Genomic DNA, 12,658 nt, shown 5'->3' on the forward strand with positions numbered 1-12,658 from the left:
GTACCCTTTGAGGGTGGTCTCGCGAAGGCCCCCGGACCGTCGGTCCGGGGGCCTTCTCCGCGCCCTCCCGCGCCTGTGAGCAGGGGACTTGGCCGGGCACTGCGCGTAGCGCTCCGGTCGCGGAATCACGGGTTCCTTACGTGGCCTTCATCGTGCTACAACAGGTCTACACCACTGAGTGGTGTAGACCACCACCCGATGGAGGAAGTATGAGCACCGCCACCGACAAGGCGGCCCCCGCAAAGAAGCGGGGATCTGGTCTTTTCCAGGGGCTGCAGAAGGTAGGACGCAGCCTCCAGCTCCCGATCGCCGTGCTGCCGGCGGCGGGCATCATGGTCCGGCTCGGCCAGGACGACATCTTCGGCAAGGACGGCCTCGGCTGGGACAAGGTCGCCGCCGTCTTCAACAACGCGGGCGGTGCCCTCACCGGCTCGCTGCCGATCCTGTTCTGCATAGGCGTGGCCATCGGCTTCGCCAAGAAGGCCGATGGCTCCACCGCGCTGGCCGCGGTGGTCGGCTTCCTCGTCTACAGCAAGGTGCTCGAGGCCTTCCCCGTCACCGAGGCGGTGGTCCAGAAGGGCGAGGACGTCGCCGCGACGTACAACGACCCGGGTGTGCTCGGCGGCATCATCATGGGTCTGCTGGCCGCCGTGCTGTGGCAGCGGTTCCACCGCACCAAGCTGGTGGACTGGCTCGGCTTCTTCAACGGCCGTCGCCTGGTGCCGATCATCATGGCGTTCGTCGGCATCGTGGTGGGTGTGTTCTTCGGTCTGGTCTGGGAGCCCATCGGCACCGGCATCTCCAACTTCGGCGAGTGGATGACCGGTCTCGGCTCCGGCGGCGCCGCCCTGTTCGGCGGCGTGAACCGCGCGCTGATCCCGGTCGGCATGCACCAGTTCGTGAACACGGTGGCCTGGTTCCAGCTCGGTGACTTCACCAACTCCGCCGGTGACGTGGTGCACGGCGACATCACCCGCTTCCTGGCCGGTGACCCCTCCGCCGGCATCTTCCAGGCGGGCTTCTTCCCGATCATGATGTTCGGCCTGCCGGCCGCCGCCCTGGCCATGGCGCACACCGCCCGTCCGGAGCGCCGCAAGGCCGTCCTCGGCATGATGGTCTCGCTCGCGCTGACCTCGTTCGTCACCGGTGTGACCGAGCCGATCGAGTTCTCGTTCATGTTCATCGCGCCGGTCCTGTACGTGCTGCACGCGGTGCTGACCGCCGTCTCGATGGCCGTCACGTGGGGCCTGGGTGTGCACGCCGGGTTCAACTTCTCGGCCGGTGCCATCGACTACGCCCTGAACTGGCACCTCGCGACCAAGCCATGGCTGATCATCCCGATCGGTCTGGTGTTCGCGGCGATCTACTACGTGACGTTCCGCTTCGCGATCGTCAAGTTCAACCTGAAGACCCCGGGCCGCGAGCCCGAGGAGGAGGTCGAGGACCTCACCAAGGCGTGAGCCCTCGCCGTACGGCATGCGTGCACGGCGTACGGCATGAGGAAGGCCCCGGAACCGCGGAGGTTCCGGGGCCTTTCCCCGTGCCGGGGCCGTCCGGGGGCCCGGGCTGCTCAGATCTCGTACACCGCGCCCGCCGCCGCGACGTCCACGGGCCCGTCGTAGACGCCGCGCGCGTCGGCGCGGTTGACCTCGGGGTCGGTCCACGGGGGGATGTGGGTGAGCACCAGGCGCCGGGCGCCGGCCCGGGCGGCGCTCTCGCCCGCCTCGCGTCCGTTGAGGTGCAGGTCGGGGATGTCCTCCTTGCCGTGCGTGAAGGCGGCCTCGCACAGGAACAGGTCGGTGTCGCGGGCGAGTTCGTCCAGCACGGGGGTGGCTCCCGTGTCGCCGGAGTACGTCAGTGAGCGGCCGCCGTGCTCGACGCGGATGGCGTAGGCCTCCACGGGGTGGGCGACGCGCTCGGTGTGCACGGTGAACGGGCCCACCTCGAAGGTGGACGGCTTGACCGTGTGGAAGTCGAACACCTCGCTCATGGAGGAGGCGGAGGGGGTGTCGGCGTAGGCGGTGGTCAGCCGGTGCTCGGTGCCCTCGGGTCCGTAGACCGGGAGCGGGGCGCAGCGGCCGCCGTCGTACCGGTAGTAGCGCGCCACGAAATAGGCGCACATGTCGATGCAGTGGTCGGCGTGCAGGTGGCTGAGGAAGATCGCGTCGAGGTCGTAGAGACCGCAGTGGCGCTGCAGCTCGCCGAGGGCGCCGTTGCCCATGTCGAGGAGCAGCCGGAAGCCGTCGGCCTCGACGAGGTAGCTCGAGCAGGCCGATTCCGCGGACGGGAACGACCCCGAGCAGCCGACGACGGTGAGCTTCATGAAGCAGAAACCTCCGCTGGCGCGTGTGGAGAGACGGGGGTCGTGCGGTTTGTCGAGCGTAAGGCGCAAAACCTGTGGTCGCTCCTCCGCCAGGGGCCGTTGTGGGCGAACTCACCTGAGGGATCACCGGTTCGGCTGGAAGTGGGGCGCGCGGGACCGTGGAAGGGGCGCGCTGCAGCGGTGTGCGCCGGTACGGTCGTGCGTATGAACACGTCCTGGTGGCTCGTCTTCGCGGCGGTGGTCCTGCTCGCGCTCGTCGCCACGGTCGTCGACGGCTGGGGCCGGGGGCGCCGGCCCCGCGGCCGGGGCCGGCGGGGCGGGCGCGGCCGGCGGGGATCCGAGGACTGACGGGCCCGCGTGGCGGGCGCGTCGGGGTTGTCCGCGCGGTTCCCCGCGTGGAACCGTCAGGCCCAGAGCTGGCCGTGCAGGGTTTCGATGGCCGCTTCGGTCGTCTCGGCGGTGTAGACGCCGGTCGACAGGTACTTCCAGCCGCCGTCGGCGACGACGAAGACGATGTCCGCGCTCTCGCCGGCCTTGACCGCCTTCTTCCCGACGCCGATCGCGGCGTGCAGGGCGGCGCCGGTGGAGACGCCCGCGAAGATGCCCTCCTGCCGGAGCAGCTCGCGGGTGCGGGTGACCGCGTCGGCGGAGCCCACCGAGAAGCGGGTGGTGAGGACGGAGGCGTCGTACAACTCGGGGACGAAGCCCTCGTCGAGGTTGCGCAGGCCGTACACGAGGTCGTCGTAGCGCGGTTCGGCGGCGACGATCCTCACGTCCGGCTTGTGCTCGCGCAGGTAGCGGCCGACGCCCATCAGGGTGCCCGTGGTACCGAGGCCGGCCACGAAGTGGGTGATGGACGGCAGGTCGGCGAGGATCTCGGGGCCGGTGCCGGCGTAGTGGGCGCCCGCGTTGTCCGGGTTGCCGTACTGGTAGAGCATCACCCAGTCCGGGTGCTCGGCGGAGAGCTCCTTGGCGACCCGTACGGCGGTGTTGGAGCCGCCCGCGGCCGGGGAGGAGATGATCTCCGCGCCCCACATGGCGAGCAGGTCCCGGCGCTCCCGGGAGGTGTTCTCGGGCATCACGCAGACGATCCGGTAGCCCTTGAGCCTGGCGGCCATGGCCAGCGAGATGCCGGTGTTGCCGCTGGTCGGCTCCAGGATCGTGCAGCCCTTGGTGAGGCGGCCGTCCTTCTCCGCCTGCTCGATCATGTGGAGCGCGGGGCGGTCCTTGATCGAGCCGGTCGGGTTGCGGTCCTCCAGCTTGGCCCAGACGCGGACCTCGTCGGACGGCGACAGCCGCGGCAGGCGCACCAGAGGGGTGTTGCCCACCGCGGCCAGCGGGGAGTCGTAGCGCATCGGCGATCAGGCCATGCCACCGGCGACCGCCGGCAGGATCGTGATGCTGTCGCCGTCGGACAGCTTGGTGTCGATGCCGTCCAGGAAGCGGACGTCCTCGTCGTTCAGGTAGACGTTGACGAAGCGGCGGAGCTGCTCGCCCTCGACGATGCGGGCCTGGATGCCCGTGTGCCGGGTCTCGAGGTCGGCGAAGAGCTTGGCGAGGGTGTCCCCGTTGCCCTCCACCGCCTTCTGGCCGTCGGTGTACTGGCGGAGGATGGTCGGGATGCGGACCTCGATGGCCATGGCTGAGTGCTCCTGTCGGAAGTTTGTCGTGGGTTCGTGGGGCGCGCGGCGGCACACGTCTGCACGCCGCGGCTCACGGCCGTACGGCGGCGGCGAAGATCAACAGATGGCGCTTTTCAGCCTGCACAGGTCGACGTGCAGCCGCGCCACGAGCAGCGTGCCCGGCGCCTTTTCGCTCACGTCGAGAAGAACCATGGGCTCATCGTATCGATTCCCGGTCCGGCTTCCGGAGTGTGATCTCACCTGATGGACCCTTTCCGTCCGGTGAGCGAGATCAGTAGGCCTCGACGACCTTGACCTCCTCCTCCGTGACCTCGCCCTCCACGATGCGGAACGAGCGGAACTGGAACTCGCCGGCGCCGTCGGTGTCCGCGGTGGAGACGAGGACGTAGTGGGCGCCGGGCTCGTTGGCATAGGTGATGTCGGTGCGGGAGGGGTGGGCCTCGGTGGCGGTGTGGGAGTGGTAGATGACCACCGGCTCCTCGTCGCGGTCGTCCATCTCGCGGTAGAGCTTGAGGAGATCCTGCGAGTCGAACTCGTAGAAGGTGGGCGAGCGGGCGGCGTTGAGCATGGGGATGAACCGCTCGGGGCGGCCCTCGCCGACGGGACCGGCCACCACGCCGCACGCCTCGTCGGGGTGGTCGGCGCGCGCGTGGGCGACGATCTGGTCGTACAGGGCCTGTGTGATGGTCAGCATGCGGCCAGGATAAGCAGACGGGCCCCTGCGTACCGATGGGTGGTACGCAGGGGCCCGCATGCCGGACATCCTGAGCGATGGCCGTGGGGACGCCACGAGTGTCCCCGGTGGCCGGACGTCCTGGAGTGCGCGCGAAGGCGCTGGTCGGGGCCGGCCGTCCGGTCAGCCGATCTTCTCGAACTCCGGCTCGCCGGGCCGCTCGGTGATCTGCGGGTTGCGGCTCCTGAGCACCGCCCAGCCGATGCCGAGGGCGACGGCCCAGCCGGCCATCACGTACAGGCAGACGCGGGCGTCGGCGTCGTAGGCGATCAGGCAGGTGACGAAGAGCAGGAAGGCGATGGCGATGTAGGAGCACACCGACCCGCCCGGTGCCGGGAAGGAGGAGGCGGGCAGCCGGCCCGCGACGACCTTGCGGCGGTACAGCACGTGGCTGATCAGGATCATCAGCCAGGTCCAGATGCCGGCGGCGGTGGCGACGGAGGTGACGTAGCCGAAGGCCTTCTCCGGGACGAGGTAGTTCAGGACCACGCCGATGGCCATGAAGACGACCGAGACGGCGATGCCGATGGCCGGGGTCTTCGTCGAGGACAGCTTGTTGAAGACCCTGGGTGCCTCGCCGTTGTCCGCGAGGGTGCGCAGCATGCGGCCCGTGGAGTACATGCCGGAGTTGCAGGAGGACAGGGCGGCGGTGAGCACGACGAAGTTGACGATGCCGGCGCCGGCCGGGATGCCGATGACGGCGAAGGCCTCCACGAAGGGGCTGACGCCCTCGGCGAACTCGGTCCACTTGACCACCGCCAGGATGACGGTGAGGGCGCCGACGTAGAAGAGGGCGATGCGCCAGGGCAGGGTGTTGATCGCCTTGGGGAGGGTCTTCTCGGGGTTCTCGGACTCGCCGGCGGTGACGCCGACCAGCTCGACGGCGAGGTAGGCGAACATGACGCCCTGGAGGGTCATCAGGGACGAGCCGATGCCCTTGGGGAAGAAGCCGTCGAACTCCCACAGGTTGGAGACGGCGGCGGTGTCGCCGGCCTGGCTGAAGCCGAGGGTGAGGACGCCGACGCCGATCACGATCATGCCGATGATGGCGGTGACCTTGACCATCGAGAACCAGAACTCGATCTCGCCGAACAGCTTCACCGAGATCAGGTTGGCCACGAACAGCAGGACCAGGAAGACCAGGGCCGAGACCCATTGCGGGATGTCCGGGAACCAGTAGTGGATGTAGATGGCGGCGGCGGTGAGTTCCGCCATGCCGGTGACCACCCACATCAGCCAGTACGTCCAGCCGGTGAAGTAACCGAAGAAGGGGCCGAGGAACTCGCGCGAGTACTCGGCGAAGGAACCGGAGACGGGACGGTAGAGGAGCAGCTCGCCGAGCGCCCGCATGATGAAGAAGATGATCACACCCGCGAGGGCGTACATGAGGATGATGCTGGGGCCGGCCTTGGCGATGTTGGCCCCGGCACCCAGGAAGAGGCCGACGCCGATGGCGCCGCCGATCGCGATCATCTGGACCTGGCGGCTGTTGAGCCCGCGCTCGTAGCCCTCTTCGGGGGCCTTGTCCGTGTCGACCTGCGCAGAGGTCATGTGTGGTGCGCCTTTCTCCATGCCGATCCGGGCCTTCAGTCGGCCTCGGATCGGGTCTCGATCCCCCCGGATGATGGAGCTGAGCAGGCCTCACATCCCGCTCGGTGCCTGGCCGGCGGTCCGCCGGCTCGGTGGCGCACCCGGCCGAACATTCGGGTGGTGTTCGCCGGGCGGTCGTGAAGATTTACCACGACCGCGACGCCGATCACAGGGGTGGATTGTGACGTGTCACACAGGGAGAACCGGACAAAACGCGCCCCTTTTCGGCAAAAGGGGCGCAGCTTTGACGGGATCGTTATCCGGATTTGAGGCTCCGCTGAGCGGTACATCCGAACACGGAGAGTGGCGAACCGGTCCCGTTCAGGGCATAAGCGTCGCGACGAGCGACTCCTGGAGTCCGCCGAGCCACAGGTACGCCATCACCATCGGCTTGCGCGGGTCCTCGTCCGGGAGCCGGTAGAGCAGGTCGGTGTCGTCCTCGTCGGCGATCTCGAGGCGGGACCCGATCGCCAGGCGCAGGTCGTTCAGGGCGCCGAGCCACTGCCGGGACTCGTCCGCCGACAGCTTCAGCACCGCCCCGTCCTCGCCCGCGGACTGCGAGGCCACGGTGTCCAGGGCGCGGATGACCGCGAGCGCGCTGTCCCGCTTGCCGGCCCGCAGGTCGTTCTCGGTGTAGCGGCGGAACTCCGCGGAGTGCGCCCGCTCCTCCTCCGCCTCCGCCGCCTGCGGGGTCCCCTCGGGGTCGCCGTAGGCGTCCGGGAACAGGCGGCGCAGCACCGGGTCGGAGGGCGGCTCGCTCGGGCCCTCGGCGAAGAGTTCGGCGAGCGGGTCTTCGGAGGCGTCCTCGGCGGGGCCCGGGCCGATCAGCTCCAGGAGCTGCACGGCCAGGGAGCGGATGATGGAGATCTCGACGTGGTCGAGGGCGACGGCCGCGCCGCCGCCGGGGAGCGGTTCGAATTGTCCGGGCATGAAGGCGATTCAGCTGCTTCCGTCCTGCGGGCGGGCGTGGGTCATTTCCGGTCGTGCTGGAGGGTGGCCCACAGGCCGTAGCCGTGCATGGCCTGTACGTCCCGTTCCATCTCCTCCCGGCTGCCGCTGGAGACGACCGCCCGGCCCTTGTGGTGGACGTCCATCATGAGCTTGGTGGCCTTGTCCTTGGAGTAGCCGAAGTACGTCTGGAAGACGTACGTCACATAGCTCATGAGGTTCACGGGATCGTTGTGGACGATCGTCACCCAGGGCACGTCTGGCTCGGGTACGGCGAAGACCTCCTCCGCCGGCTCGGTCTTCTCGATCTCCATGGGTGCGGCTGCCGTCACACTGCCCATGCTGCCACCACAGGGGGGCACCCGCACAAACGGGCCTGTGGCGGGCGCCACGCACATCGGCCGGACCTTGAAATCGTCAGAGTGACGAAATGGGGGTACGATCCGTCATATGAACACAGCGGACCTTGGGCTGCCGGTGGACGTCCCCTCGACGGCGCTCTTCACGGACCAGTACGAGCTGACCATGCTCCAAGCCGCCCTGAAGGCCGGTACGGCCGGGCGGCGGAGCGTGTTCGAGGTCTTCACCCGGCGGCTGCCGGACGGCCGACGCTACGGCGTCGTGGCGGGGACCGGCCGGGTGCTGGACGCGGTGGAGAACTTCCGCTTCGACGCGGACGTCCTGCGCTTCCTGCGCGAGAAGGACATCGTCGACGGGGACACCCTGGACTGGCTCGCCCGGTACCGCTTCAGCGGCGACATCTGGGGCTACCCCGAGGGCGAGGTGTACTTCCCGGGCTCGCCGATCATGCGGGTGGAGGGGAGCTTCGCCGAGTGCGTGCTGCTGGAGACGGTGATCCTCTCCATCCTCAACCACGACTCGGCGATCGCGGCCGCCGCCTCCCGCATGTCGTCCGCCGCCGGCGACCGGCCGCTGATCGAGATGGGCGCCCGCCGCACCCACGAGCTGGCCGCCGTCGCCGCCGCCCGCTCGGCCTACGTCGGCGGCTTCGCGACCACCTCCGACCTGGCCGCCGGCTTCCGTTACAACATCCCCACCGTCGGCACCTCCGCCCACGCCTTCACCCTGCTGCACGACAACGAGCGCGACGCCTTCCGCGCCCAGGTGGACTCCCTGGGCGCGGGCACGACACTCCTGGTGGACACCTACGACGTCGCCGAGGCCGTCCGCACGGCCGTGGAGGTCGCCGGGCCCGGGCTCGGCGCCGTGCGCATCGACTCCGGCGACCTGCTCCTGGTCGCCCACCGGGTGCGCCAGCAGCTGGACGAGCTGGGCGCCACCGGGACGAGGATCGTCGTCACCTCGGACCTGGACGAGTACGCCATCGCCTCGCTGGCGGCGGCGCCCGTGGACGCCTACGGCGTCGGCACCCAGCTGGTGACCGGCTCCGGGCACCCGACGGCCTCGATGGTCTACAAGCTGGTCGCCCGCGCCGAGTCCGGCGAGGAGGGGGCGCCGCTGGTGCCGGTGGCCAAGAAGTCCACCGGGGGCAAGACCTCGATCGGCGGCCGCAAGTGGGCGGCACGCCGTCTGGACGCCGAGGGATACGCCGAGGCCGAGGTGGTCGGCACCGGTCCGGTGCCCGACGCGCTGGCCGACCGGCAGCTCCTGGTCGAGCTGGTCAAGGGCGGCGAGGTCGTCGCCCGCGAGCCGCTGGACGCCGTCCGGGACCGGCACGCGGCGGCCCGCGCCAACCTTCCGCTGTCCGCCACCCAGCTCTCCCGAGGGGAACCAGTCATTCCGACGGAGTACACGCACGGGGGCTCGGGTAGCTAGGGGGTGCGGCCCCGCAAGGGCCGAATGAGCCCCGTACCACCCGCGTGAATCAGCCCCGCCCGTCCCCTCAACCCGCACACCGACCCCGCAGTCGACCCAGTCGAAGGACACCGACCATGCGCCGCGCCTTGATCGTCGTAGACGTGCAGAACGACTTCTGCGAGGGAGGCAGCCTCGCGGTGTCCGGCGGTGCCGACGTGGCGGCCGCCATCACCGAGCTGATCGGGCAGGCGCCCGCCGGCTACCGCCACGTGGTGGCCACCCGCGACCACCACATCGCGCCGGGCGGCCACTTCGCCGACAACCCGGACTACGTCCACTCCTGGCCGGCGCACTGCGTCGCCGGCACCGAGGGGGTCGGCTTCCACCCGAACTTCGCGCCCGCCGTCGCCTCCGGCGCGATAGACGCCGTCTTCGACAAGGGGGCGTACTCGGCCGCCTACAGCGGTTTCGAGGGCGCCGACGAGAACGGCACGTCGCTCGCCGAGTGGCTGCGGGGCCGGGAGATCGACGAGGTCGACGTCGTGGGCATCGCCACCGACCACTGCGTCCGGGCCACCGCGCTGGACGCCGCCCGGGAGGGCTTCCGCACCCAGGTGCTGCTCGACCTGACCGCCGGGGTGGCCGTGGAGACCACCGAGCGGGCGCTGGAGGAGCTGCGGGAGGCGGGCGTGGAGCTGTCGGGGAAGCCGGTCGTCCAGTAGGGCGGGTGCGCCCGTCGCGTAACGGGCGGTGTCACGCCTGGGCGGTCGGGCGTCTGAGCAGGGCCCGGATCGGGTGCCACAGCTCCTGGACCAGATCCGGCCCGCCCACGGCCCCGGTCACCGGTGCCGTACGCCATATCAGGCCGTCCGGGTGGTGCAGGACCGCGGTGACCTCGTCCGGGGTCGGCGGGGCCGCGTTGCCCCGCAGGTAGACGCTGCGCAGCCCCAGGTTGCGCAGCCTGGTCAGGGCGCGCGCCCGGTTCTGGGCGTGGACGAGGAAGCGCACTCCCCCGGCCTCCGGCCCGGCGGGGCTGGGCAGGTTCAGTGCCACCACCACCGTGCCGTTCGGCAGCTTGCAGAAGCCTCCTGCGGCCATGCGGTCATACCCCCGAGTCAGCCTGGGTCGGTCCGGGTGCCGGACCCGGTGTCAATAAGAGAACCACAGGACGCACCTAAACACGGATCGGCGGTGACCCGCCAGGGGGTCACCGCCGATCACGCTCTGACCTGGGCAGATGCTGTTTACCTGCCCGCGGGGCCAACCTCGAGCTCGATCGTCGAGCCGTTCTTGGCCTCCTTCAGGATCTTGATCTTCGTGTTGGTGTCAGTGATCTTGACGCCGCCGGTCGGGTTCGCCGGGTCGTAGTAGTCGTTCTTGCGGTCGTTGAAGACCGAGACGCCCTTGGAGCCCGGGACGTACTTCGCGACGTCCGCCTTGTGCAGCGTCATGCCGTCCGTGCGGTACAGGCTGAACGGCGAGTCGTAGGCCTGGAAGCGGTTGCGCATGACCGTGCCGTCCTTCCACTTCAGCGCGGTCGGGTGCGAGTCGATCGGCAGGACCAGGCCGGTGCCGGGGTGCTGGCTGGTGTTGTTGTCCGCCTGGGAGGTGTCCCACTTCCAGATCAGCAGGCCGTTCTGGTACGCGTAGTGCTCGACCCAGTTCGGGCGCTCCGTGAAGCCGAAGTTGTACGGGCCGGTCTTCAGCGTCTCGTCGTACGACACGTACTGCCGGTTCTCGGCGATGTAGTACTGCGCGTAGTCCTTGGTGAAGGACGCGCCCTTGCGGGTGAAGCCGTTCGCCGTCCACGCGGCGTCCTCGGTCTCCGCGTTGTCGGAGAAGAGGGTCTCGCCGTCGGCCGTCACCGCGATCTCGTCGGCGGTGAAGCCCTTCATGGCCAGGCCGCCGTCGGTCTGGTAGCGGAAGCGCAGGTCGATCTTCTTGCCGGCGTAGGCGTCGAGCGGGTAGACCAGCTTGCCGTAGGCGTCCACGGTGGCGCTCAGGGCGGGCTTGTCACTGCCGTCGCGCTGGATCGGCCGGCCGTCGAACGTGCCGTCGATCGCGGTCCAGTTGGCGCCGCCGTCGGTGGACACCTCGGTGTAGAGGAAGTCGTAGTCGGCCTCGATGTCGTACCAGCCGTCCAGGGTGAGGGAGGCGGACGACTTGCCGGTGAGGTCGACGCTGCGGGTCAGGGTGTTCTTGAGGTCGTTACCGCTGCCGCTCCACCACTGGGTCTCGCCCTCGGCGGGGGCGACGATCTCGGTGGTGACCGCCTTCTTCGGCAGCTCGACGACCAGGCCCTGCTTGTGCTTGGTGTTGTACTCGGCCAGGCCCAGCTTGTGCCAGGAGTTGACGCCCGCCTTGGCGGTGTCGTAGTTCAGCCAGCCCAGCTGGAGCTTGTCCCAGGCGTTCATGTCGCCGGGCAGGTCGCCGATCTCGTTGCGGCCGGTGCCCAGCCACGAGCCGGACGACATCAGCGTCCAGAAGCCGGTGGAGTTGTCGCCGCCGGCGGTGTCGTAGTGGTCGGGCAGGCCGAGGTCGTGGCCGTACTCGTGGGCGTAGACGCCGAGTCCGCCGTTCTCCGGCTGGATGGTGTAGTCGCCGACCCAGACGCCGGTGTCTCCGATCTGGGTGCCGCCGAGCTTGTTGTCGGCGGGGCCGGTGGAGCCGGCGTCGGTGCCGAAGGCGTACCAGCGGTGGGCCCAGATGGCGTCCTCGCCCTGCGCGCCGCCGCCCGCGGACTCGTCCTCACCGGCGTGCACGATCTGGAAGTGGTCGATGTAGCCGTCGGGCTCGTTGAAGTCGCCGTCGCCGTCGAAGTCGTAGCGGTCCCACTGGTCGTACTGGGTCAGCGTCGACTTGATCTGGGCGTCGGTGCGGCCGGCCGCCTTCTGGTCCGCGACCCAGGCGGTGACGCCGTCCTGCACCGCGTACCAGGCGCAGTTGTCCGGGTCGCACTTGTTGGAGCCGTAACGGGCCTCGTTGTAGGGCACCTTGACCCAGTCGGAGACCTCGCCGTCGACCGAGTAGCGGCCCGAGGACTGCTTCTCGTAGTACGTCTTGACCGAGTTGACGCCCTTGCCGGAACCGAAGTACAGGTCCTGGTAGTGCTCCTGGTTGTAGTCCTCCTGCCAGGCCGTGGAGTTGTCCGTCTTGCGCTTCGGCTTGGCGATCTCGTTGTGCAGCGGGCCGGCGTCGCCGCCGTAGCGGCTGTCGACCTTGTCGCCGAACTCGACCAGGATGGTGAAGATCTTGTCGGTCTTCTCCCGGCCCAGCTCGACGTACTTGGCGTCGCCCTTCTTGCTCTTGAGCTGGACGACGTTGGAGCCGCCCTTCTTCTTCACCGAGGCCTTGCCGGATATGACCTGGTTCAGGGCCTCCTCACGCTGGGCGGCCTGAGTGTCGCTCAGGGGGCCCTTGAGGTCGTGGGAGCGCGCGGTCTTGTCCGGGCTCGGGTCGTGGCGGTTGACGGCATCCGGCCGGGACGGCGAGTCCGCCTGCGCCACGCCGGCCGCCGAGAGCGTCGCGGTGGCTGCGGCGAGTGCGACGGTGGTCGCCGCCGTTCTGAACTTCCAGGATCTTCTGGTCACTTGAGTTCCTCCCCCGCGTCCACGCGCGCGGAAGGGGGGACAAGGACAGAGC

At 69.5% G+C, this 12,658-nt stretch carries 14 protein-coding genes; 4 read left to right on the forward strand and 10 right to left on the reverse strand.

Annotation, left to right across the window (positions count from 1 at the left end; translation table 11 throughout):
• Positions 1 to 209 precede the first annotated feature (209 nt).
• Complete coding sequence (locus tag ACIQFU_RS02240; RefSeq protein ID WP_402548335.1) at positions 210 to 1,460, forward strand: PTS transporter subunit EIIC; 1,251 nt, start codon at positions 210 to 212, stop codon at positions 1,458 to 1,460.
• Positions 1,461 to 1,570: 110 nt separating this feature from the next.
• Here ACIQFU_RS02240 and ACIQFU_RS02245 read toward each other — a convergent pair whose 3' ends face one another.
• Positions 1,571 to 2,323 (reverse strand): MBL fold metallo-hydrolase, encoded by a 753-nt coding sequence (locus tag ACIQFU_RS02245; protein WP_402548337.1) that lies wholly within the window; start codon positions 2,321 to 2,323, stop codon positions 1,571 to 1,573.
• A 204-nt stretch (positions 2,324 to 2,527) separates the two neighbouring features.
• On the opposite strand from ACIQFU_RS02245, the gene ACIQFU_RS02250 reads away from it, so the two are divergent.
• Positions 2,528 to 2,671 (forward strand): hypothetical protein, encoded by a 144-nt coding sequence (locus tag ACIQFU_RS02250; protein ID WP_402548338.1) that lies wholly within the window; start codon positions 2,528 to 2,530, stop codon positions 2,669 to 2,671.
• 56 nt (positions 2,672 to 2,727) lie between these two features.
• Here the strand turns inward: ACIQFU_RS02250 and ACIQFU_RS02255 are convergent, their stop codons facing one another.
• The 7 genes from ACIQFU_RS02255 to clpS all read right to left on the reverse strand — a co-directional run bounded on the left by ACIQFU_RS02255 (position 2,728) and on the right by clpS (position 7,578).
• The gene (locus ACIQFU_RS02255; RefSeq protein WP_402548340.1) at positions 2,728 to 3,678 is read right to left on the reverse strand and encodes a PLP-dependent cysteine synthase family protein; all 951 of its coding nucleotides are present in this window, start codon (positions 3,676 to 3,678) and stop codon (positions 2,728 to 2,730) included.
• 6 nt (positions 3,679 to 3,684) lie between these two features.
• Entirely contained in the window at positions 3,685 to 3,963 is a 279-nt protein-coding gene (locus ACIQFU_RS02260) for a MoaD/ThiS family protein (protein WP_381568271.1), read from the reverse strand.
• Positions 3,964 to 4,062: 99 nt separating this feature from the next.
• Complete coding sequence (locus tag ACIQFU_RS02265; protein ID WP_309546867.1) at positions 4,063 to 4,158, reverse strand: putative leader peptide; 96 nt, start codon at positions 4,156 to 4,158, stop codon at positions 4,063 to 4,065.
• 79 nt (positions 4,159 to 4,237) lie between these two features.
• Positions 4,238 to 4,660 carry a Mov34/MPN/PAD-1 family protein gene (locus ACIQFU_RS02270; protein ID WP_256110035.1) on the reverse strand — a complete coding sequence of 141 codons (423 nt, stop codon included), beginning with the start codon at positions 4,658 to 4,660 and terminating at the stop codon, positions 4,238 to 4,240.
• A 162-nt stretch (positions 4,661 to 4,822) separates the two neighbouring features.
• A complete protein-coding gene (locus ACIQFU_RS02275; protein WP_402548342.1) occupies positions 4,823 to 6,250 on the reverse strand; it encodes an amino acid permease in 1,428 nt (475 codons plus the stop codon).
• Positions 6,251 to 6,610: 360 nt separating this feature from the next.
• Positions 6,611 to 7,219 (reverse strand): DUF2017 domain-containing protein, encoded by a 609-nt coding sequence (locus ACIQFU_RS02280; RefSeq protein ID WP_402548343.1) that lies wholly within the window; start codon positions 7,217 to 7,219, stop codon positions 6,611 to 6,613.
• 41 nt (positions 7,220 to 7,260) lie between these two features.
• Positions 7,261 to 7,578 carry an ATP-dependent Clp protease adapter ClpS gene (gene clpS / locus ACIQFU_RS02285; protein WP_402548344.1) on the reverse strand — a complete coding sequence of 106 codons (318 nt, stop codon included), beginning with the start codon at positions 7,576 to 7,578 and terminating at the stop codon, positions 7,261 to 7,263.
• Positions 7,579 to 7,687: 109 nt separating this feature from the next.
• Between clpS and ACIQFU_RS02290 the strand changes: the two genes are divergently transcribed.
• Complete coding sequence (locus ACIQFU_RS02290) at positions 7,688 to 9,034, forward strand: nicotinate phosphoribosyltransferase (RefSeq protein ID WP_402548345.1); 1,347 nt, start codon at positions 7,688 to 7,690, stop codon at positions 9,032 to 9,034.
• A gap of 116 nt (positions 9,035 to 9,150) precedes the next feature.
• Positions 9,151 to 9,738, forward strand: coding sequence for a nicotinamidase (locus ACIQFU_RS02295; protein WP_402548346.1), 588 nt, complete (start codon positions 9,151 to 9,153; stop codon positions 9,736 to 9,738).
• A 31-nt stretch (positions 9,739 to 9,769) separates the two neighbouring features.
• Here ACIQFU_RS02295 and ACIQFU_RS02300 read toward each other — a convergent pair whose 3' ends face one another.
• On the reverse strand, positions 9,770 to 10,114 hold the full coding sequence (locus ACIQFU_RS02300) for a hypothetical protein (protein WP_402548348.1): 345 nt from the start codon (positions 10,112 to 10,114) through the stop codon (positions 9,770 to 9,772).
• Positions 10,115 to 10,260: 146 nt separating this feature from the next.
• On the reverse strand, positions 10,261 to 12,606 hold the full coding sequence (locus ACIQFU_RS02305) for an immune inhibitor A domain-containing protein (RefSeq protein ID WP_402548350.1): 2,346 nt from the start codon (positions 12,604 to 12,606) through the stop codon (positions 10,261 to 10,263).
• Positions 12,607 to 12,658 lie beyond the last annotated feature (52 nt).

Origin of the sequence: Streptomyces sp. NPDC093065 (genome assembly GCF_044754585.1) — a bacterium.
Taxonomy (GTDB): Bacteria; Actinomycetota; Actinomycetes; order Streptomycetales; family Streptomycetaceae; genus Streptomyces.

Bases quoted from the DNA above. Each gene is read 5' to 3' on its own strand.
- ACIQFU_RS02295 (WP_402548346.1), top strand. From the start codon at position 9,151: ATGCGCCGCGCCTTGATCGTCGTAGACGTGCAGAACGACTTCTGCGAG.
- ACIQFU_RS02240 (WP_402548335.1), top strand. From the start codon at position 210: ATGAGCACCGCCACCGACAAGGCGGCCCCCGCAAAGAAGCGGGGATCT.
- ACIQFU_RS02270 (WP_256110035.1), bottom strand. From the start codon at position 4,660: ATGCTGACCATCACACAGGCCCTGTACGACCAGATCGTCGCCCACGCG.
- ACIQFU_RS02280 (WP_402548343.1), bottom strand. From the start codon at position 7,219: ATGCCCGGACAATTCGAACCGCTCCCCGGCGGCGGCGCGGCCGTCGCC.
- ACIQFU_RS02245 (WP_402548337.1), bottom strand. From the start codon at position 2,323: ATGAAGCTCACCGTCGTCGGCTGCTCGGGGTCGTTCCCGTCCGCGGAA.
- ACIQFU_RS02275 (WP_402548342.1), bottom strand. From the start codon at position 6,250: ATGACCTCTGCGCAGGTCGACACGGACAAGGCCCCCGAAGAGGGCTAC.
- clpS (WP_402548344.1), bottom strand. From the start codon at position 7,578: ATGGGCAGTGTGACGGCAGCCGCACCCATGGAGATCGAGAAGACCGAG.
- ACIQFU_RS02290 (WP_402548345.1), top strand. From the start codon at position 7,688: ATGAACACAGCGGACCTTGGGCTGCCGGTGGACGTCCCCTCGACGGCG.
- ACIQFU_RS02260 (WP_381568271.1), bottom strand. From the start codon at position 3,963: ATGGCCATCGAGGTCCGCATCCCGACCATCCTCCGCCAGTACACCGAC.
- ACIQFU_RS02255 (WP_402548340.1), bottom strand. From the start codon at position 3,678: ATGCGCTACGACTCCCCGCTGGCCGCGGTGGGCAACACCCCTCTGGTG.
- ACIQFU_RS02250 (WP_402548338.1), top strand. From the start codon at position 2,528: ATGAACACGTCCTGGTGGCTCGTCTTCGCGGCGGTGGTCCTGCTCGCG.
- ACIQFU_RS02265 (WP_309546867.1), bottom strand. From the start codon at position 4,158: ATGGTTCTTCTCGACGTGAGCGAAAAGGCGCCGGGCACGCTGCTCGTG.
- ACIQFU_RS02300 (WP_402548348.1), bottom strand. From the start codon at position 10,114: ATGGCCGCAGGAGGCTTCTGCAAGCTGCCGAACGGCACGGTGGTGGTG.